This is a genomic window from Bacillus sp. D386 (genome assembly GCF_006346415.1).
The window spans coordinates 255,268-275,393 of record NZ_VEMV01000002.1 but is presented as its reverse complement, the minus strand read 5'-3'; the positions used below and the strand labels follow the sequence as shown (position 1 = coordinate 275,393).

Here is a 20,126-nt window from a genome sequence, read left to right as displayed (position 1 = left end):
GAAGAATATTGATTTCTAAATCAGTTCACTCCATTTTTATATTGAAATTGTACTACTTATTTTACAAACAGATTACATAGAAGACATCATCCTTACAATAACGTTATAATCTGATGAATTCATACATTTCTGGCAAAGACTTTTGATATAGTACAAGAGTAACAAAAAGTAGTAAAAAAGTTGCTAATGAAAAGGAGTTTATATGATTAAATTACAACCTAAACTATTTGGGAAAATTGCTATCAGTTTACTATTCATTTTTGCGTTAATCGCAAGTACGACTATACCGGGACAAAAAGCTGATGCAGCAAGTAGCAGTTTAGCTGGATTTAAGTATTCAAAAAAAGTTCCTTTGCCTAAAGCTCAACAACAATATCTCTATAAAATGACTAAACAAAGAGGATTGGATTATAAAGAAACGCTGGCAGTGATGCTGCATGAAAGCAATATGAAAGTAAAAGCAAAAGGTGGAAGTAATTACGGATATTTCCAAATTAATAAAATTAACCATAAAAATTTAGCTAAAATTACAAAGACAAAGAACAAACCCTATGATCCTTACGTAAATATGAATTGGGGAACATACATGTTATCCGATTTACAAAAGAAATATAAGAAAAAAGGTTATAAGGGTACTGCTTTAAAAGAAGCTACCTTGAGTGCTTATAACAAAGGTGAAGGTGGATTTAAGAAGTATGGAAAAGCCAAAGCCTACATAAAAAAGCATAACCAATGTCTAGCGAAAGTTAAAAAATGGTTCTAATTAACACTAATTAACAACAGCGTTCGTTTATCGGACGCTGTTGTTATTTGATTAATGAAAGTGCATAAATATCTATAATTATAAGGAACAGTACTATAATGATTAAGGTTTATCGGAAGAATTTTATTTAAACAGCAATTAAAAAGAAGTATCTAGAATCTCGTGTACCAGTAGCTTAGGTCTTCTTTATAGAAACTTTACCTTCTTGATTTCTCTCATTATCCAATTCGACCTGAATCTCAAATGTTCCTTCTTCAAAAAACAATGGAAATCTTCTTCTTATAGATTCTTGCATAGGGAGATTAGAAGCTTCATCTATATGAACCCATACAGGTTTACCCTCGGTTGAGTTTTGCAACAATGTGCCGCTAAAACTAGTAGCTAAATAGTTAAAAATAATATGTCTGTCATGTTTTTCGGGATTGACATACTCATAAAGCCCTTTGTAGACAAGATTACTTACATTTAACCCTGTCTCTTCTTTCACTTCTCTAATAGCGGAATCCGTAAAACTTTCTGGAAACTCTACTTTTCCTCCTGGTGGTATAAATCCCTTGAAATGATCGTGTTGTCTATTTAATAACAGGACATAATCTCCATTCTGAACCAAACAAACAGTCCAAAATTTGTAATGAATAGATTGCTCCAGTTCCACCTAATTCACCTCGATCATCAGTCTTTAATAACTATCGGTATTAAATTTAATTTTACCTTAAAATTCCATAATATCACCAAACTAAATTAGATAAACCAGATTGATCAAAAGATAAAAAAGAATGGAGAAGAAATGAGGGATGTCGGGGATTGAACAAAGTGTTTGGTGGTTTAATCGATCCTTTCCTATCTATATAGACATAAAAAATGGCCGATTTCTAAAAATCGACCATTCTTTTTTTAAATAGCGGTCTGTTCGTATTTAAAAGATGGAACCGTTATAAATTGGTTTTATTTAATTTGAAATTCATTTCTGGATAATAAGCGTTTTTAACCAATACATTTGGACCTAGGCATTTTACTGTCGGGCAATGGCAATTTAATGAATCGGCCAGGCTTGATTTCATCCAATTATTATAGGCGACAGGCAATGACTGCTCCTTAATATTGCCAAGTGGCGGAGTATCTCCAAAGTCAGTTACGATTACATCACCACTAAAGATATTTACATTTAAACGAGATCGTCCGTCAGGGTCGTTCCGAACAGTCACGTTTTTACTTGAATATAATCTTTGCAGTAATTCGAGATCTTCACTGTTTTGGCTGCATGGGTAAAAAGGCAGTGTACCAAACAGCATCCAAACGTTTTCATTACGAATATCCAGAAGATGGTGAATGGCTTTTCTTGTTTCATCCAATGAAAGTGTTTCTAAAGTAGATGCAAAAGAACTAGGGTACATAGGATGCACCTCATGCCTTTGGCAGCCCATTTCTTCAACAATTTGTTTGTGAATATGTTCTAAATGGGGGAGCGTTCTTTTATTGAGCATGGTTTCAGCAGATACGAGTACTCCCGCTTTCGTTAATGCCTGGGAATTGGTAATAATTCTATTAAATAAGACTTCTCGCTGTTCACGAGTTGGTTTTCTTTCCATCATAGCAAAACCGCCATCTATAAAATCATCGATGGTTCCCCAGTTATGTGAAATATGTAAAACATCCAAATAAGGAATAATTGTTTCATATCTCTCTAACGGAAGTGTTAAATTAGAATTTATTTGTGTTCGCACCCCACGTGAGTGTGCATATTTTAATAGAGGCTGAACATAATTTTCAACACTCTTTTTTGAGAGCATAGGTTCACCGCCGGTTATACTGATGGAACGTAAAGCAGGGATTTCTTCCAGACGGTGTAAGATTAGTTCCAAAGGCAGAGCATCAGGATCTTTCGGTTGCAGGGTATATCCAACAGCACAATGCTCACAACGCATATTACATAGAGTTGTGGTTGTAAATTCTATATTAGAAAGGGTTAGCTTTCCATATTGTTCTATATCCATATAGGTTTCCCATGGGTCATAATCCGGGCTTAAAGGCGTTGCTTTTTGTGTGCTTTTCGTGATCATCCTATTACTCCTCATAAAAATTCATATCCCATATTATGGTCATTAATTTAGAAGTATGTCAACATTCTTATAATTGAGATTCTATAAAATTATTAAAATTGAAATGGAGAGAAGACTCGGATAATAGATAAAGGGCATAAGAATATCCTATTAGCTTCAGTGAAAATAAATGATTGGGTTAAGAATGGGTAGGATATGAGGATTTAATCCCCACTTACAGAAATATTTGGTAAAAAGCGGAAAATATATAACGAATATGCTAATTTTATTTTGATGGTAGGCGTTTAATTTATACTTCGAGAGCTAAGGGGAATTTTATAAGTGATAATTCAAGATGGATTAAGAAATTAGTATCTACAATGTAACGGTAAAGTTTAACGCACTGGGGGAGCAAACATTAGGATAATCATAAGAAATTTACTATCGGTTATTATTGTTTCTGTATTAACATCCTTATTTCTTACAGGTACTTCATATATCTTAGGAGAACAAAGTGATAATGTAATTAATTTTTTTTAATTCTTGGCATTTCCATATTCATTCCTGTTTGTTTTTCTTTATGGATTTATAGCATCAATCATTGGAGAAATAATCGCTGGTCTAGTACAGCATAAAAAAGCACGACTTCTAATAAAAATTACAGTATATGGAATGTTTCTTTCAGGATTTTTATTTGTAGCAATGGAGACTAAATTTTTTGCTTATCTTGGGATTGTTGCAGCGATTTTGTATGTAGTAATAGATGAATATCTTAGAAAAAGAACAAACCTAGCTTTTACGGATTCACACTATAATAAAGGATCTGTTGGGAATGACCATATCGATTAATAGAAAAAGGATTTATTGAAATAGCAGAAGCAAAGGTAAGCTTATATGTAAAAATTGTTTTCTGCATTCGAATAGAACTACACCCATTCGAACGAGCGACCCAAATGAGGACATCTCTACTGATTCTTGCAGTGTGTTTTTTAATAAATCAATCGCTTCTTCTGTTTATTCTATAGACATTAGATGTAACTATAGCATAAAAAACCTCCATTACAGTAATCTCCTTATATAAGCCTATTGTACCAATTTTTGAAGAGAATAGTTATTATTGTAAACATCATAATAAGCATTTAAAATGTGTAAAGTATTTAAAATGTTTACTATAGTAATAGAGAAAGAGAAGGGAGATTTAGAGAATGCAACAAGTTACATCTATAGAAGAATTTGATAATCAAATAAAAAGCGATAAACTAACAGTAAATATATTTACGACTACTTGGTGTCCAGATTGTAAACGACTTGATTTATTTATTGACGAAATTATTACGGAGCATCAAGATAAACAATGGTTTACAATTGATAAAGATGAATTACCCGAATTGGCAGAAAAAGAAAATGTTATGGGAATTCCGTCCTTATTAGTTTATAAAAATGGAGAAAAAATAGCTCATTTACATAGCGCTAATGCTAAAACGCCTGATCAAGTCAGAGATTTTTTAAGCAATTTCTAAAAAAGAGGTTAACCAATCATCTCTATTGCTGAGAAAAATTATCCAGGCATAAAGTAGATTAAATAAAGAGCATAACAGATTAGAATATCATATCTGTTATGCTCTTTATTATTGGCTTTATTCGTATATATTATTGCTTTTGCACCTATTTTACATAGTTTGCTTTATAAGAGAAGTAGATATGTATAGTACGTCTCAAACTAGGTTGGTCTAATATGGATGCTTCTCATTGAATGGGAATGGATTCTATAGCCAGTGAGAACGTTCTGATTAAACTTTTTGAATATAATCACTCAGTAGCGAGTGGAGAGGGATTCGATCCGCTAAGCTGTTCGCTCCCTAGAGAAGGACCTTAGCATGCAAATGAAAAATATCTATCACTATATAATGTAAATAAACGAGAATATAAGGAGTAACTGAAGAAAATAAACGGAACGAAATCTTTAAATATTGCATTTTTAATACTGATAATATCTGTCCTATCAGCTTGTGTTTCAAATCCCGATTTCGAGTTATACGAAGGAAATGCCTTACGGATAGCTGTTGTTGGAGAAAAACCGGAAGTGAAAGAAGAACAAGTGGAATTTACAGAAATTTCATTTGGAGAAATGACAAACAAAGAAATGAACTCTTATGATGCTGTCATTATTTCGGAAAATAACCTTTTGAAGCTGCTGAAAGTCAATATGCAGATTTTTACTTAAATTCTGCTATCCCTTACTTTTTTATGAGAACAAATCATTATGCCTCTTTTACTGAAAAAGATTTGGAATACGATAAAATAATGAATTGGACTTCAGGTAATAGTTATGCTGTTGGAATTTTTACAACACAAGATGATGATACATTAAAAAAGTGGGGATATGGTTTATATAATGATGAAAAAAATGATGAACATATAAAAGATGTATATTCCAGGATTTTCAAGACAATAGATGAACTAAATTCAAATGAATAATCCTAATAATATAAATTGGGGCGTTAGATCAATAATGGAGACAGCTATAGTCGGCTGTCTCCATTATTGATTTATTAGCAACAAATGTCTGGACAGAGCCCTGTTATTTAAGCTGAATTACAGTAGTATAATATTTGAAGTAATTTAGTCTAATTTATGGATTTCCTGATAATTGGATAATTCATAACAAGAATATCGACTTAATCATTGCGAAATAGTGAATTATAGGGTTAGATTATTAGTCTTATCCTCTCTATTAACAAAGTTTTAGTTTTCGCTCATTTTACCTCTATCTTTTCAGAAAAATTATTGTACAATATATAGGCATTGATTGATATTAAATGTGAAGTGAGTTGACGAAAGTGGCAGTAGACAAAAATAAGATTATTATTGATGCCAGTCTTCTGGCCGGGCGTATTATGCTGGAAAACGGAGCGGAAACGAGCCGGGTAGAGGATACAATGGAAAGAATGATTAGTACTTCACTAGGAATAAAGCATGGAACAAATGCATTTACATATGTGACAGTTAATGGAATTTTTGTGAATATAGGCTTGGACAATACGAATTTCGTTAGAATCGATAATCGGGATCATAATCTTGAAAAGGTAACGAAGGTCAATCAAATATCAAGAATGTATTCAGAAGGCCGTCTGACAATTGAGGAAGTTCTTTCGGAACTGAAAGCAGTGGATCAGGACCCGCTTGACTACCCCTTATGGTTCAGACTTATTTGTACAGCTGTATTGAGCGGAAGCGTTATGCTGATTATGAATGGCACATTTGTGGATTTACCGGCTAGTATGATTGGTGGCCTTTTGTGTTATATAACCTATTTAATTGGCTTTAAAATAATGAAAACACCATTCATAGTGGAATACATAGCTGCTTTTTTGGGTGGGATTGTTGCCTATTATATTAACAGTATAATGGGAAGTCATTTAAATTCCGTCATGATAGGGACGGTTGCACCGCTTGTACCTGGAATTGCGATGACCAATGCTATTCGCGATATGATGGCAAAGCATTATCTCTCAGGAACAATCCGGTTAGTGGAGGCTGTCTTCATTGCGGGTGCGATTGGTACGGGTATTGCTACCGTCTATTATTTATTTATCAATTAGGAGGCGGAAATAGTGAATCAGACCCTTATTCATATGGTTTTTAGCTTTCTATCATCGATATCCTTCGCAGTTATTTGTAATGTTCCGCGCAAGTCTATACCAATAGGAGGACTTGTAGGGATGTGCGGTTGGATGGGATACTGGATTTTAAGCACGGAAGGGTACGGCGTATTTCTATCCAGTATAGTGTGTTCGTTGTTATTAGCCTTTGCCGGACAAATCTCTGCACGAATTTTTAAGATGCCGCTGACTGTCTTTTATGTACCGGGACTGGTGCCAATCGTTCCGGGAATAACAGCTTTTCAGGCATTTCGTTTATTAACACTACAGGACTATGATGGTGCGCTAATCGGATTTTTAAATGTTGGTTACTGTGCAGTTGGGATTGCAATTGGACTGGTTTTATCTGATATCCTATTTAAGAGCAGTTTATATATGATTAAAAATTTCAAGATAGTTCGTTAAGGCAGTATGATAATAATCATACTGTTTTTTAGTGGAGTTAATTAGGAGAGAAAATTATCTAGTGGAATAGGTTCCTTTAAATGAATATATGATAAAAATGGAAGAAATGTTGCTAGATTAGAAATTCATGAACCGAGCTAAATAAACAATAAAGGACGTTCCAGAAAAAGGGTTGGTTCTTTATTGTTTATTTTTTTGCTGGTTATGATAAAATTAAATTGGAATATTTTCCAATATTGCTATGCTAAATGATTTTTATTGGAGCCAAATAAGGCTTAATGATATCCATCAGGCATTCAATAAATAAAGGATCGTCATTGGCAGCTTCTATATAATGATATTTTTCACCGCCGTTTTCCATAAAAATAGTATGATTCTCAACCTGAAGTTCTTCCAGTGTTTCCAGGCAATCTACTGTAAAACTGGGAGCGAGAATGTGAATATGTTTAGAACCGCTTTTGGCAAGATGACGTAACGTTTCACTGGTTGAAGGTTCAAGCCAAGGTTCCTTACCAAATTTAGATTGATAGCATGTAATGATAGTGTGATCTGGCAATTCTTTTTTTAGAGCTTGAATGGTTTTTAAGCATTGGTATGGATAATCGTCACCATCAGATACATATCTTTTAGGTATGCCATGATAGGACAGGACTACCGCATCAGGGTGGCCATGTTCTTTTGTGCATAGTTCAATACGCGTTTTTAATAATTTAATCCATATTGGATGATCAGGGTAGTCACGTATAAATATTACTTCCGGGATATCTCTCCATTTAGATAATGTTTGGTTCAAATGATCCCATACAGATCCTGTAGTAGTGGAGGAATATTGCGGAAATAAAGGCACGACAATTAATCGGCGCATTCCCCATTTATGCAGCTTTTCTAATTCATCCTTTATAGATGGTTTACCATAATTCATAGCAAGTGAGACTTTAATATTAGAATGTGCGAATTGTTTCTCTAATTCTTGTTTTTGTTTAATAGAGATGGTTAATAAAGGTGATCCTTCATTCGTCCATATAGATTGGTAGAGCTTTGCGGTTTTCGGCGGCCGTGTTCTCAGAATAATTCCGTGCAGGACAGGCATCCATTTCCACCTAGGTAAATCAATTACTCTACTGTCACTTAGAAATTCTTTTAAATACGAACGTACAGAGGACGTGGTTGGTTGATCAGGTGTACCCAAGTTAACTAAAAGAATAGCTGTCTTTTCCATATCCATTCTCCTGCCGTATAATAATATTGTTATTATTATTATTATTATTTTAATATATATATAATTTATATTACAAAACTTTTTGTACAAAAACGTACTATTTGACTCAATTGTTACAGTCCCAGATAAAAGGAGTGTGTATATTGCTTGTTCTAAATCAAAAAATACTCGCAAAGACCATTCGGATGATGGAACGTAAGATGGTACAGGCCTCCTTCCTGAAACCTAGTATAAAACCTAACGTTGAAAGGGAGGAGCGGTTGATTGAAACAAATTTAGGAAATACTCGCGTCATTACATATCGGCCAAACCGGAATACAGAGGGACCATTACCCGTTTTTGTGAATATGCATGGCGGTGGATTTGTGATGGGAAGTGCTGAATTGGATGATGCGTGGTGTCCTGTGATAGCGGACCGAGCCAGTTGTTTAGTAGTGAATATTGATTATCATCTGGCACCAGAATACAAATTTCCTGCTGCAATATATGAATGCTATGATATTCTGAAATGGCTTTATGAGAACCCCAATGTCCTTCAGGTAGACAATAAGCGAATAGCAGTTGGGGGACATAGTGCAGGTGGGAATTTAGCAGCTGCTCTTTGTTTGCTGAACAAGGAGAGAGAGCAGATTCCTTTAGTGAAGCAAATCCTTAATTATCCACCGCTGGACCTTGCTACTGATCCGGACCTGAAATTCAAGCATAAAAAAGCCATACCACCCAGACTGGCAAAACTGTTTAATGAATCCTATTTAAAATCAATGAAAGATGCGGAAAACCCATTGGTCTCTCCTGTATATGCTGAGGATTTGGAAGACTTGCCGCCTGCTTTAATCATCACTGCTGAATTTGACTCTCTTGCAGATGAAGCCGACTACTATGCAAGCCAGCTTGAAGAAGCTGGGGTGACAGTCAAGAAGAAGAGGTACATGGAAGCTGCACATGCATTTACTCATACAGGTGAATTGAAACAGGCTGAAGAGGCATGGCACTTAATTAGTGATGAATTAAAAGAGGCCTTTTCCTAGATTAATGCTGGGCTTACGCTGTCCTGATGATTTTTGATAAATCTATATAAATAAATCGAAAAACAATGGCGGTTCAATTCATTTAGAGTTGGACTGCTTCTTTTTATAAGCACATATCCTTAAACATATTTATTAAAAAAGTTCATAATAATGTTATTAAATGGATATATATACATGAATGATGGATTTTATTAATAATAAGGCTGTTTTGTATAGTTTGTGCCCTGTATAAATGGGTATAATTGATTTAAGGATAATATTGGAAATTATCTCTATTGGTTCCATTGGCTTGAATCAGGAAAAGATTTAGGATTTAATAAACGCGTGGAACAAATGTTTATTTCAAAAAAATCTAATTATAAAACAGTTGGAATGTTGAGAAATGCATAAAAAGACCTTGATATGTGTGATCACCTTAAAGAGATATCTAAATATTTTTCATATCTTTGCTTTTCAATGTTCAGTTCATATATTCTAATAAAATCTACTGTAAAATTAGGGTACGGTTTCAACTCTCTATCTGCTATTTTTTCCATTTCTATTAGTTCTTTTTTAGAGAGCCCAGTAGAAATATTTCCACCGTATTTTTCTTTCCCCAGAGTTAAGTGAGGTACAAAGGCATCAAGTTCAAAATACTGTTTTATTAAGTCTTCTGACGGTGAAATCTCATTAATGATTTTTTGATGCAATTTGTGTAAGTTAGTTGAGTTAACACCTCAAATATAAAACGCTATCTCCAAAATAGTTGGGCTTATCTAATGATACTTGAAAAGGTTTGAAGGTATCGCATACGGTTTGTACCTTATCAATCCATTGTTTATCTGGAGTTAGTCCTCCTTGTGCTTTCAATGTTATGTGTGGTTCTACACCCGATTGTTTAATCCATTTACTTTGAAAATGCTCAATACGTTCCAAATATTCTTCAGGTGGAACAATCCCTATAAAATACTCCAAATTCATTCTTCTTTACACCCTTATTTTCAGTTTTAATTATTTTAACAGAAAATTCCGAACATGCAAATGGAATTATTACGTGAAAAACAACAGCCATAAAAAAGATGCTATTCATATACTTTTAATGAGACAAAGAAACTTTAACTGTCTCGAAGTTTAAGACTTTAATATAAAATTTGTATTCAATTATATCTTCAATAGTCCTTATGAGGATTAGCTTCTAAAATGTTATATACCGATAATCAACCAGTCTATTCATATACTTTACAGATGTCATAAATAATAAAAGATGGGAGAGGGTTATTGTGCCTGGCTGTAGTAACGATTTTTATATAGCAATTGGCGGTAATATTGTTGCTCAGATAGAATTTGTGGCAGATGAGCAAGAGGTATCTGAACAAGGGAGTATCATCATTAATCATACATTAGTTGCAAATAGCTACAGGGGGAAAGGTTTGGGCAAGGCATTAGTAAACCGTGTAGTATTGCATGCAAGAAATGAAAATAAATATATTAAGCCCGTTTGTCCATTTGCAAAAATGATGCTTGAAAATAAAAAAGAATATCAGGATGTTTTAATGTAATCCAATAATCTAAAATGTACACACCTATTTCACTTCCTTATTTGCAAAAGTAAGGATTTTTGTTTTTAAAATATGGATATACAAAATCTGTTTGGGCCGAGGTACTTCTTGTTTTGCTGACATTAAAGAGGCTTTCACCCCTTTATGTTAATGATTTGTTATTTCGAATACAGATTTTTACGAAAAGCAGAAATAGTAGATATTCCGTCCTCCAAAAAGTATGATAAAAGTATAGAAATAACAAAATATGGCGATGCATGGAGTGGGAGTGTGAATAGGTAATGAAAGTAATAGGATTATCAGGTTCCATAATTGGTGAAAAAACACCTAAATCAGTGGAAGAGGTATTGGCAGCTGTAAACAAAATAGATAATCAATTAGATACAGAATTAATAGATCTTAGAAATTATAATGTGGAATTTGTAAGAGGCATTCCTTTTTCATCCTATAATCAGGATACCCGAACGGTAGTCAATAAACTAAACGATGCGGATATTATAATAATTGGTACACCCATTTATCAGGCGTCGATACCGGGTGTTCTAAAAAATCTATTTGATCATTTAGCTCCGGATTGTTTTAAAGGAAAAGTGGTAGGAATTGTTACGAATGGAGGATCTGAAAAACACTTTTTAGTAACTGAGTACCAATTAAAACCGATATTATCTTATTTCAAAGCGATAATACCATTTAATAATGTATTTTTACATACAAGCTGCTTTGGACCTGGCAATAAAATTGTAAATGAAGAGGAGAATAATAGGATCCAAGCATTGGCTCAGGAAGTTATTGATTTAAAGGAGATTCACTAAAATTTTATCAGATCCTCTAACTAAATGTGAATGAGAAAAATGGTATCTGCATTCCTAGCATTTCAATAGAATATAGAGCATTCAAGATAAAGATAGGAGTAGACGACTTACTAAGACATAAAAAAGTAAGAGATTTTCTTCCTACAGAGAATTGGATGAAGAGATTGAATTGATTTTTAAACTGCTCAATCTCTTTTTCATTCAATTTATATGAAAGGGTTAATTGTGTTTATTAAAATCAGATGAATAGTTTGAAATATCGCTTATTAATGATTTATCTTCATTGATATCCAATGTACGAAGTTTCATAATTAAATGTACGCGTCGTTTATAAAAATCTTTGTGTGATATGGACCGGTTATCATAGTACATTTGATAATTTTTTCTCAATTCATTTAATAATTCATTATATTTTTTTTGAGCGCACACTATATCACCTTCTTTCCTCATGATGTTATATTTAAATAATATCACAAAAGATTCTGTTAATTCACCGTTAAAATTTTTCCACATTCAAAATATTATGTAAATTATAACCCTTAAGACTAATGGTTAGTATCAAGTTCCTGTTAAAGGTAGAATCCTATTTAGAATTAGACCGAGATTGTTTATAGTAAAAATTGTATCACGACGAATTTCCTTTCGTAGGTTCCAACCTTCGCATAGAATGACATTCAAAAAAGCTTCAGGTAATGATAAATGGTCTAAAATAGACCATGATATCAAAGAGAAAAACTTACTGCCTTTTAAAGAGAGGCGAGGCTGGGACAAGTATTTCAGTTAATGATAAACCCAAACTATTAGGTGATATTTCAATTGGATATTCGCCGGCTAGGTTGCGTTTTAATTGTCTTCAATAGAAAGGTTCATTCTGCATACGATTATTCATATCAAGTGGAATGGAACGGAAGCCACTCGACTCCTTGGGAAGTAGAGGAGGCTTAAGACCCAGCAGGCTCAGCCGAGGAAGCGCCCAATGGAACAGACTTTTTTCTCAAACTTAACTCTTTAATAAGCAACAAAGTCTAGTAAGATTAATTTAGATATCGTTCGTCTACAGGATTGTTTTCAAGTTATTTCCCAGCCTCGTTTTTTTATTTGCTTATCTATAATACTCTCACAGCGAACGATTATGATTATTGGAATTTAGATGATAGAAGAATGAAGATTTAATATAGGACGGTTCTCTTCAACGATTTAATGTGGTACGTAAATATAATTTGTCTAAAAAGGCAGTGCAACAGGCCATAAATGACTGCCGCACTGCCTTTTAAATAGATTTGTATCATAAATGTTATTTCTAAAGTGGATTTTACGAATCATTGTTTACTTCGGAATAAGCTCCTAGAAATTGAGCTAACACTTCTTTGTTTTGAGATATATCTGCGAGTGTATAGCCATCTAATACGTTTAAAAAAGCATACAATGCTTTATTTAAAATACCTCTCAACGTACAAACAGGAGAGATGGGACATGTATTATGATCAGAAAAACACTCAACTATGTTAAAATCTTCTTCAGTTTTTCTTACTAAACCCCCGATATTGATTTCATGAGGTTTCATTGCCAGTCTCATGCCGCCATTACGCCCACGTATTGTTTCTATATAACCTAACTTGCCCAGCTGGTATATAATTTTCATTAAATGATTTTTGGATATGCCATAGGCATCAGCAATTTCTTTTATATTTACTAATCGATCGGGATGACTTGCCAAGTACATAAGCACCCTGATGGAATAGTCACTGAAATTTGTTAATCGCATAGTCACGCCCCGCTTCAGATTATCTACTCATCTTTAATACTACCATACATAAATAGGCTTCCAAAGAAAGTTCACAGAAAAGATGTATCTGAAATATTGCTTTTACTTTCCAATAGAGTAAAATTAAAGATGTATTTCAAATACATCTTTAAAAGGGGATTTTTATATGTTGTCTACTCAAACAATCGAAATTGTGAAATCAACTGCACCAATATTGGAAACAAGGGGTAAGGAAATAACTACGGTATTTTATAAAACGATGTTTGAAGCACATCCTGAGCTTTTGAATATTTTTAATCATGCAAATCAAAAAAGAGGCAGACAGCAGACTGCATTAGCAAATACGGTAACAGCTGCGGCCTATTATATCGATCAATTGGAAGTGCTTCTGCCGGTTGTAAAACAAATTGCACATAAACACCGTAGTTTAATGATTAAACCTGAGCATTATCCGATTGTAGGAAAATATTTATTGTTGGCTATTAAAAAAGTATTAGGTGATGCGGCTACAGATGATATTTTAAAAGCGTGGGAAGAGGCCTATGGGGCAATCGCTGATATCTTCATAGGGGTTGAACGTGAAATGTATGAAGAAGCGGAAAATAAGGTTGGTGGTTGGAGAGACTATCGAGAATTTGAAGTCATAAAGAAAGTGAGGGAAAGTGACGGTATTACTTCCTTCTATTTAAAACCAACCGATGGGCTGGCAATACCCGAATTTGAACCGGGCCAATATATAACTGTTCGGGTTCAAATTCCAGGAGAACAGTTTATGATGAATCGCCAATATAGCTTAACGAATGTATCCAATGGTGAATACTATCGAATTTCTGTAAAAAGTGAAAGTATGCATGACAATCCTGATGGTAAAGTATCTAATTACCTGCATAAGGAAGTTTGTACGGGTGATATAGTACAACTAACGGTACCAGCGGGAGATTTTACTTTAGAAGAGGACACCGAGCCAATTACCTTTATAGCTGCCGGAGTAGGGATAACGCCATTTATTAGTATGTTGAATACACTTTATAAACAGGAATCATTAAGAAAAATTACTTTGATACACGCGTTTAAAAACAGGAAGCTTCAAGCATTTGCTGATGAGCTCTCCATGTTAAACAGGCAAATGCATGATATGACAATCAACTTTTATAATGAAGAAGCTGATGTAATCGAGGAGAATTATAAAATAGGCAGAATCAATGAAGAGGTATTGAGGCAATTAGATCAGAATGGAATTTTCTATGTTTGTGGGCCAGTCGAATTTATGCAAGGTGTCATTCAAATGCTTTATAAACTAGGCGTACCGCAAGAAAAAGTACGGTTTGAATTTTTTGGACCTTCCATGAAAATCGAAACAGTAACAGAAAAAGTGTGAAAAAAACATGCTGGGAAGTTTATTCCTGGCATATTTTTTATAAATTCCTCGTCTGTTAAACTCTTTGTTGTGAAAATCAGCAGAGAATATGTTTTGTCTCCGTAACTCACCATGATTTTATTATTCTATAACGATCCCAAACATTACTAAAAGTGTGCGCTGAATTGATTGGTTTAATAGATTAAAAGAGGGGAGGATGGTAAAGGAATATACAGAGATAAAGATTATAAAAAACAATAAGAAGAATTCCTCAAGCACCTTTAGTGCGTTTGTTGATCAGGTATTAATTACCGTCATTTGTTTAGTGAAAGACATTCAAATGAAGTGCCTAAGGATTAATCTAATACTTCTTGCCTTAAATCGGTATGTTCAGAGACACAACTATCTCAGCTGGTTAACCCTAAATGATTAATCTGCAGCTGTACACAAAAACCAGGTTTCTTTTAGTCTATATGTACATTTCATATGTTTGCATTGACATTTCATAAAGGTAGCTGATTGAATGGCTAGATAGTCAGTATACTTAATAAAAGGATCACCCGATAAAATCAGTCTCTATTCATATCGGTTAATAATTTGGTGTCGTGTATAATATGTACCGTAGCGAAACAAGAATTTCAATTGTAATTGACTCTCATTGATACAGAAATAATAAACAGTGTTAGTCGAATTTGACTCTTTTTTATAATTAATTGATAAAGAGCTTGCAACATTTTCTATATAATGTTCCATTTCCATCCGTTTAATTATGTGGCTGCCTAATAATTTCTGTTTCTTAAACGAATCTAATCTGTCTAATAGTTCCTTCTTTATTAGTATACAATCTTCCATATTTATAGGTAATCATCCCCTGTTTTTTTGAATTTATTCATAAAAAAAGCCAGAAAAGGACAAATTTATTAATCCTTTCCTGACTTATGTATGGTTCTATGCCCACTCATTGCTATCAGTTATTTTATTAAGATGTTACAGATAACTTTATCGCAGATGGGGGTTATTGTCAATCAACCAATCAACTTTGCAAAATGAAAATAATATAGCTAGTATCTTTCTCGAAATTCCAAAAAGTAAATTTATCGATTATTTTGGTGTTTAAATAGTTCTCGAAGTTTCTTTTATGCTCTATTATCAAACGTTTCTCCAAATCCCGCTTCGCGATCGTTAATTGTTCAGTAAAGCCGAACTTGATCAATTCCTTTTCGTCGGAACCATTATACCTTTTCGGACAATCATCAGCTGCCGCTTATTGAGCATAGTTGAATAGATTTCCACTGGTTCTTTTTGAGCAAGCTTGGTAACCTTCGCTAATTCTCGTTCGACTTTCTCTCTATTTCTATAATCACTGATGCTCGTTGCTGTTTTTGATAGCGTAATAATAAACATGCCAGTCGAAGTTTGCAAATTCCAATCATAAAAGAATTCATCAACTTTTGTTCCTAATGCTGCTTCAATATAGGAGGTGATGTCTTTGATTATGGTTTCCATGAGAAGGTCCCGGTTCTTTTGCACGTAAACTTCACCATCTTAATTAGCCAATAAGGATTTCTCCATAGGGGAAAGGAAATCGGCAAGATGCACAGCAAGAGTAGGAGACGATAACGTACAAATAACGTGGCTGGGGCCCCGTCCGAAGGTTTCTCTTAGCATTCTTCCTATATAACTGCTAATGTCTTTTTCGGCTTTTGTTATTTCCATATCATACACCTCAGGCTTTGTGACTTTCTTATCATTTATCCCTAAGTAATTTTTTTGAAACATCAGACAAAGACTTATTACAGGGGATTTTAGTCTGAATTAAAAGATTAAAGTCAACGAAAACATCTAGAAACGATTAGGACATGAGAGGGGTGATTGGTCAAACTTTGGCGCTGCGGAAATAATATTTAATATTATCAAATGTGCCGGGAAGTTTTCTTCCCGGCACATTTGTTTTATACGGCTTCATCTGCAAACTGGCTGTTATAAAGATCCGCATAGAAACCATTTTGTCTCAGCAACTCATCATGAGTACCTTGTTCAATGACGGTTCCTTTATTCATTACTAGAATTAAATCTGCATCTTTAATCGTGGATAAACGGTGAGCGATCACAAAGCTTGTACGATTTTCCATTAAGCGATTCATCGCTTTCTGAATAAAGATTTCAGTTCTTGTATCAACACTGCTTGTTGCTTCATCCAAGATTAGAATAGAAGGGTTTGCTAAAATGGCACGAGCTATTGTAAGCAATTGTTTTTGACCCTGTGATATATTGGATGCTTCTTCATTTAATTCAGTTTCATATCCTTCTGGCAATGTACGAATAAAATGATCGGCATGAGCTGCTTGGGCTGCTTCAATAATTTCTTCACGAGTGGCACCTTCACGACCATAGCCAATATTATCTGCAATGGTACCATTAAAGAGCCATGTATCCTGAAGAACCATACCGAATAATCCATGGAGATCTCCGCGTTTCATTTCTTTAATATCGACACCATCAATTTTTATGCTTCCGCCATTTAATTCATAAAAACGCATTAACAGGTTAATCATTGTTGTTTTACCTGCACCGGTCGGACCTACTATGGCTACTTTTTGCCCTGGTTTGACATCAAGATTCATATCTTCAATCAATAGCTGATCCTGCTTATATCCGAATGCAACATGATCAAAAACCACATGTCCTTTTGGATGAGAAATCATTTGTGGATTCGTTGTTTCTGCTTCCTCCTCCTCCTCATCTAGCAGTTCAAATACACGTTCTGCAGAAGCAACAGTAGATTGAATAATGTTAGCGATATTCGCCGTTTGAGTAATCGGTTGTGTGAATTGGCGTGCATATTGTATAAAAGCCTGTATATCACCAACTGTTATTCTTCCGTTTGTAACAAAAATACCGCCAACTACACATATGAGTACATATCCGATGTTTCCGATAAATTGCATGAAGGGCATAATTACACCTGAAATAAACTGTGCTTTCCAGGATGATTCGTATAATTTTTCATTTATTGCCTCAAACTCTTCCAAAGCTTTTTCCTCTTGGCCAAAGGCTTTCACGACCTCATGTCCAGTATAGATTTCTTCAACATGGCCACTTAAATTTCCAAGTGATTTTTGTTGGCCAGCAAAGTAGGTTTGAGATTTTTTGGCTACAAATACAGCGACTACTCCGCTTAAAGGTAATGTTAAAAGAAGAATTCCTGTCATAACCGGGCTGATCGACAGCATCATAATAATAACACCAATAATCGTTACTACACTGGTAATAAGCTGTGTTAAGCTTTGTTGTAAGGTAGTGCTGATATTATCAATATCATTCACAATCCGGCTTAAAGTTTCACCTGTAGTTGTTCCATCAAAATACTTTAAAGGCAGCCGAGATACCTTAGCTTCAGCTTCTTCTCTTAATGTAAATACCGTATTTTGAGCAACGCTTGCCATAATATATTGCTGGATAAAGGCGAAGATTGAGCTAAACAAATATAAGGCGCCGAGTAGGAAGAGAATTCGAATGATATACTCAAAATCGATGCCTGCGCCAGGAATACCTGACATTTTTTCCATAATGCCTTCAAATATTTTGGTTGTCGCTTTACCTAATACTTTTGGGCCGACAATGGTGAAAACCGTACTGAGGATTGCAGCCAGCAATACAGTTAAAAGGCGAAATTTATAAGGTGCTAAATAACGAATTAATCGTTTTAACGTACCCTTAAAATCTTTTGCTTTTTGTATCGGTGCTCCTGGACCACCTGGAGGACCAAATCCCGGATTTGATTGTCTTCTTGTCATTCTGCTCATGCAATCTCCTCCTCAGAAAGCTGTGACTTCACAATTTCTTGATAGGTATCACATGATTTTAGTAATTCTTCATGTGTACCAATTCCCATAACATTTCCTTCATCCAATACAATGATACGATCGGCATCCATAACCGTAGATACACGTTGGGCAACCAATAAAACCGTTCCTTCCGTGGTTTCACTTTTTAAAGCATTCCGCAGCTTAGCGTCCGTTTTGAAATCCAGTGCAGAAAAGCTGTCATCAAACATATAGATTTCCGGTTTTCGAACCAAGGCTCTCGCAATGGACAGACGTTGCTTTTGTCCTCCGGAAATATTTGTACCGCCCTGAGAAATAGGAGAGTCAAAGCCTTCCTTCATATTAGAAACAAAATCATAGGCTTGTGCGACTTTTGCAGCATGGATGACTTCCTCATCACTGGCATTCTCATTTCCGTAGAGGATATTTTCCTTTACGGTACCGGTGAATAAAACAGCTTTCTGAGGAACTAGACCAATTCGGTTACGTAAATCCACTAATTCCAGTTCCTTAATATTGATTCCATTAAGATAAATACTGCCTTCAGTCGGTTCATAAAAACGAGGAATCAGCTTTAATAATGTTGATTTCCCAGAACCAGTTCCGCCGATAATGGCTGTAACCTCACCAGGACCAGCGCTAAATGAAAGGCCTTTTAAGGCAGGTTCTTCGGCACCTGGATAGCTGAATGTAACATTCTTAAATTCCAGGTAGCCAGTTTTAGTTGGTTTAGCTTCATGTTTAATTGGCTCATCTTTAATAGTGGGCTTAATCGCCAATACTTCATTAATACGAGCTGCGGAAGCAGAAGCACGAGGAATCATGACAAACATCATGGAAAGCATAACCATGGAGAACATAATTTGCATGGCATATTGAATAAAGGCCATTAAATCACCGACCTGCATATCTCCATGATCAATCCTGATTGCACCAAACCAAACAACCGCAATGGTTGTATAGTTCATAATCAGCATCATGAGCGGCATAAGTGTAGCCATTAATTTATTCACTTTGATAGTAGTGTCTCTTAAGTCTTTGTTGGCCTTCTTAAAACGTTCCTTTTCAAAATTGATCCGATTAAAGGAACGAATGACACGGACACCAGTCAAATTTTCGCGAATGACACGGTTTACAGCATCCAATCTGCGTTGAACCAGTTTAAATAGAGGGACGCCTTTCCAGATGACAAAAAGAATAACGCCCACTAAGACCGGAATCGCAAGGATGATAACCCAGGATAGTTCGGGATCTTTTGAAAAGGCCATAATAATGCCACCAATAGCCATTAAAGGTGCCATTATCATCATTCTAAGGATCATGTTAAGGACCAATTGTACCTGTGTTATATCATTGGTTGTTCTTGTAATTAAGGAAGCAGTACCAACTTGTTCAAATTCATGAAGTGAAAAATTCTCAACATGGGAGAATACTCTGGAGCGAAGATTTTTGCCAAATGACATGGATACTTTGGCGCTGAAGTAACTTGCCGTAATAGAGCAAAGCGTACCAACTGCAGCAACCAAAAGCATAAATCCGCCAATTTTCCATATGTATGGTATGTTCTGATTAATGACACCTTTGTCGATGATGTCAGACATCAATGTGGGTAAGAATAATTCTGATAATGACTGTATAAATACCAATGCGAATATAAAAACAATCGGTAATTTATACGGTGCTAAATAGCGAAACAATTTCCTCAAAAATT

General features: G+C 34.8%; 19 protein-coding genes and 1 pseudogene. 11 read left to right on the top strand and 9 right to left on the bottom strand.

Going from position 1 to position 20,126, the window contains the following annotated elements:
- Positions 1–202 precede the first annotated feature (202 nt).
- Complete coding sequence (locus tag FHY45_RS06330) at positions 203–763, top strand: transglycosylase SLT domain-containing protein (protein ID WP_066100133.1); 561 nt, start codon at positions 203–205, stop codon at positions 761–763.
- 175 nt (positions 764–938) lie between these two features.
- On the opposite strand, the gene FHY45_RS06325 is transcribed toward FHY45_RS06330, so the two are convergent.
- Both FHY45_RS06325 and yfkAB read right to left on the bottom strand, forming a co-directional pair.
- Positions 939–1,412 carry an 8-oxo-dGTP diphosphatase gene (locus tag FHY45_RS06325; RefSeq protein ID WP_180349930.1) on the bottom strand — a complete coding sequence of 158 codons (474 nt, stop codon included), beginning with the start codon at positions 1,410–1,412 and terminating at the stop codon, positions 939–941.
- 283 nt (positions 1,413–1,695) lie between these two features.
- Entirely contained in the window at positions 1,696–2,823 is a 1,128-nt protein-coding gene (gene yfkAB, locus FHY45_RS06320; RefSeq protein WP_139891191.1) for a radical SAM/CxCxxxxC motif protein YfkAB, read from the bottom strand.
- Between the two features lie 681 nt (positions 2,824–3,504).
- Here yfkAB and FHY45_RS20475 point away from each other — a divergent pair.
- From FHY45_RS20475 to FHY45_RS06300, 6 genes are all read left to right on the top strand, one after another.
- Entirely contained in the window at positions 3,505–3,651 is a 147-nt protein-coding gene (locus FHY45_RS20475) for a hypothetical protein (protein WP_180349910.1), read from the top strand.
- A gap of 356 nt (positions 3,652–4,007) precedes the next feature.
- Positions 4,008–4,322, top strand: coding sequence for a thioredoxin family protein (locus FHY45_RS06315; RefSeq protein ID WP_066100123.1), 315 nt, complete (start codon positions 4,008–4,010; stop codon positions 4,320–4,322).
- Between the two features lie 563 nt (positions 4,323–4,885).
- The gene (locus tag FHY45_RS20860) at positions 4,886–5,026 is read left to right on the top strand and encodes a hypothetical protein (protein WP_257468937.1); all 141 of its coding nucleotides are present in this window, start codon (positions 4,886–4,888) and stop codon (positions 5,024–5,026) included.
- Between the two features lie 80 nt (positions 5,027–5,106).
- On the top strand, positions 5,107–5,280 hold the full coding sequence (locus FHY45_RS20855) for a hypothetical protein (protein WP_225983678.1): 174 nt from the start codon (positions 5,107–5,109) through the stop codon (positions 5,278–5,280).
- Between the two features lie 362 nt (positions 5,281–5,642).
- Positions 5,643–6,404, top strand: a complete 762-nt coding sequence (locus FHY45_RS06305) for a threonine/serine exporter family protein (protein ID WP_225983679.1) — start codon at positions 5,643–5,645, stop codon at positions 6,402–6,404.
- Positions 6,405–6,416: 12 nt separating this feature from the next.
- Positions 6,417–6,869 carry a threonine/serine exporter family protein gene (locus FHY45_RS06300; protein WP_257468936.1) on the top strand — a complete coding sequence of 151 codons (453 nt, stop codon included), beginning with the start codon at positions 6,417–6,419 and terminating at the stop codon, positions 6,867–6,869.
- Positions 6,870–7,113: 244 nt separating this feature from the next.
- On the opposite strand, the gene hemH is transcribed toward FHY45_RS06300, so the two are convergent.
- A complete protein-coding gene (hemH, locus tag FHY45_RS06295; protein WP_218975777.1) occupies positions 7,114–8,088 on the bottom strand; it encodes a ferrochelatase in 975 nt (324 codons plus the stop codon).
- Positions 8,089–8,222: 134 nt separating this feature from the next.
- Here hemH and FHY45_RS06290 point away from each other — a divergent pair, with 134 nt between their 5' ends.
- Complete coding sequence (locus FHY45_RS06290) at positions 8,223–9,116, top strand: alpha/beta hydrolase (RefSeq protein WP_373925461.1); 894 nt, start codon at positions 8,223–8,225, stop codon at positions 9,114–9,116.
- Between the two features lie 410 nt (positions 9,117–9,526).
- Here FHY45_RS06290 and FHY45_RS21110 read toward each other — a convergent pair whose 3' ends face one another.
- Positions 9,527–9,805: a hypothetical protein gene (locus FHY45_RS21110; RefSeq protein ID WP_306821534.1), complete on the bottom strand. Its 279-nt coding sequence runs from the start codon at positions 9,803–9,805 to the stop codon at positions 9,527–9,529.
- A gap of 19 nt (positions 9,806–9,824) precedes the next feature.
- Positions 9,825–10,076 carry a 2'-5' RNA ligase family protein gene (locus FHY45_RS21105; protein WP_306821533.1) on the bottom strand — a complete coding sequence of 84 codons (252 nt, stop codon included), beginning with the start codon at positions 10,074–10,076 and terminating at the stop codon, positions 9,825–9,827.
- Positions 10,077–10,327: 251 nt separating this feature from the next.
- On the opposite strand from FHY45_RS21105, the gene FHY45_RS06280 reads away from it, so the two are divergent.
- A complete protein-coding gene (locus FHY45_RS06280) occupies positions 10,328–10,654 on the top strand; it encodes a GNAT family N-acetyltransferase (RefSeq protein ID WP_077247930.1) in 327 nt (108 codons plus the stop codon).
- A gap of 281 nt (positions 10,655–10,935) precedes the next feature.
- Complete coding sequence (locus FHY45_RS06275) at positions 10,936–11,466, top strand: NADPH-dependent FMN reductase (RefSeq protein ID WP_066100107.1); 531 nt, start codon at positions 10,936–10,938, stop codon at positions 11,464–11,466.
- A 1,312-nt stretch (positions 11,467–12,778) separates the two neighbouring features.
- On the opposite strand, the gene FHY45_RS06270 is transcribed toward FHY45_RS06275, so the two are convergent.
- Positions 12,779–13,231 carry an RrF2 family transcriptional regulator gene (locus FHY45_RS06270; protein ID WP_066100101.1) on the bottom strand — a complete coding sequence of 151 codons (453 nt, stop codon included), beginning with the start codon at positions 13,229–13,231 and terminating at the stop codon, positions 12,779–12,781.
- 166 nt (positions 13,232–13,397) lie between these two features.
- Between FHY45_RS06270 and hmpA the strand changes: the two genes are divergently transcribed.
- Complete coding sequence (hmpA, locus tag FHY45_RS06265; RefSeq protein ID WP_066100099.1) at positions 13,398–14,609, top strand: NO-inducible flavohemoprotein; 1,212 nt, start codon at positions 13,398–13,400, stop codon at positions 14,607–14,609.
- A 1,188-nt stretch (positions 14,610–15,797) separates the two neighbouring features.
- Here the strand turns inward: hmpA and FHY45_RS06260 are convergent.
- The 3 genes and pseudogenes from FHY45_RS06260 to FHY45_RS06245 all read right to left on the bottom strand — a co-directional run bounded on the left by FHY45_RS06260 (position 15,798) and on the right by FHY45_RS06245 (position 20,121).
- A pseudogene (locus FHY45_RS06260) lies at positions 15,798–16,256 on the bottom strand (Na-translocating system protein MpsC family protein).
- 284 nt (positions 16,257–16,540) lie between these two features.
- On the bottom strand, positions 16,541–18,394 hold the full coding sequence (locus tag FHY45_RS06250) for an ABC transporter ATP-binding protein (protein WP_139891187.1): 1,854 nt from the start codon (positions 18,392–18,394) through the stop codon (positions 16,541–16,543).
- Complete coding sequence (locus FHY45_RS06245; RefSeq protein ID WP_139891186.1) at positions 18,391–20,121, bottom strand: ABC transporter ATP-binding protein; 1,731 nt, start codon at positions 20,119–20,121, stop codon at positions 18,391–18,393. Before FHY45_RS06245 ends, FHY45_RS06250 begins: the two co-directional genes overlap by 4 nt.
- Positions 20,122–20,126 lie beyond the last annotated feature (5 nt).

Bases quoted from the DNA above. Each gene is read 5' to 3' on its own strand.
- FHY45_RS20855 (WP_225983678.1), top strand. From the start codon at position 5,107: ATGAATTGGACTTCAGGTAATAGTTATGCTGTTGGAATTTTTACAACA.
- FHY45_RS20475 (WP_180349910.1), top strand. From the start codon at position 3,505: ATGGAGACTAAATTTTTTGCTTATCTTGGGATTGTTGCAGCGATTTTG.
- FHY45_RS06315 (WP_066100123.1), top strand. From the start codon at position 4,008: ATGCAACAAGTTACATCTATAGAAGAATTTGATAATCAAATAAAAAGC.
- FHY45_RS06275 (WP_066100107.1), top strand. From the start codon at position 10,936: ATGAAAGTAATAGGATTATCAGGTTCCATAATTGGTGAAAAAACACCT.
- hemH (WP_218975777.1), bottom strand. From the start codon at position 8,088: ATGGAAAAGACAGCTATTCTTTTAGTTAACTTGGGTACACCTGATCAA.
- FHY45_RS06270 (WP_066100101.1), bottom strand. From the start codon at position 13,231: ATGCGATTAACAAATTTCAGTGACTATTCCATCAGGGTGCTTATGTAC.
- FHY45_RS06330 (WP_066100133.1), top strand. From the start codon at position 203: ATGATTAAATTACAACCTAAACTATTTGGGAAAATTGCTATCAGTTTA.
- FHY45_RS21105 (WP_306821533.1), bottom strand. From the start codon at position 10,076: ATGAATTTGGAGTATTTTATAGGGATTGTTCCACCTGAAGAATATTTG.
- FHY45_RS06250 (WP_139891187.1), bottom strand. From the start codon at position 18,394: ATGAGCAGAATGACAAGAAGACAATCAAATCCGGGATTTGGTCCTCCA.
- hmpA (WP_066100099.1), top strand. From the start codon at position 13,398: ATGTTGTCTACTCAAACAATCGAAATTGTGAAATCAACTGCACCAATA.
- yfkAB (WP_139891191.1), bottom strand. From the start codon at position 2,823: ATGATCACGAAAAGCACACAAAAAGCAACGCCTTTAAGCCCGGATTAT.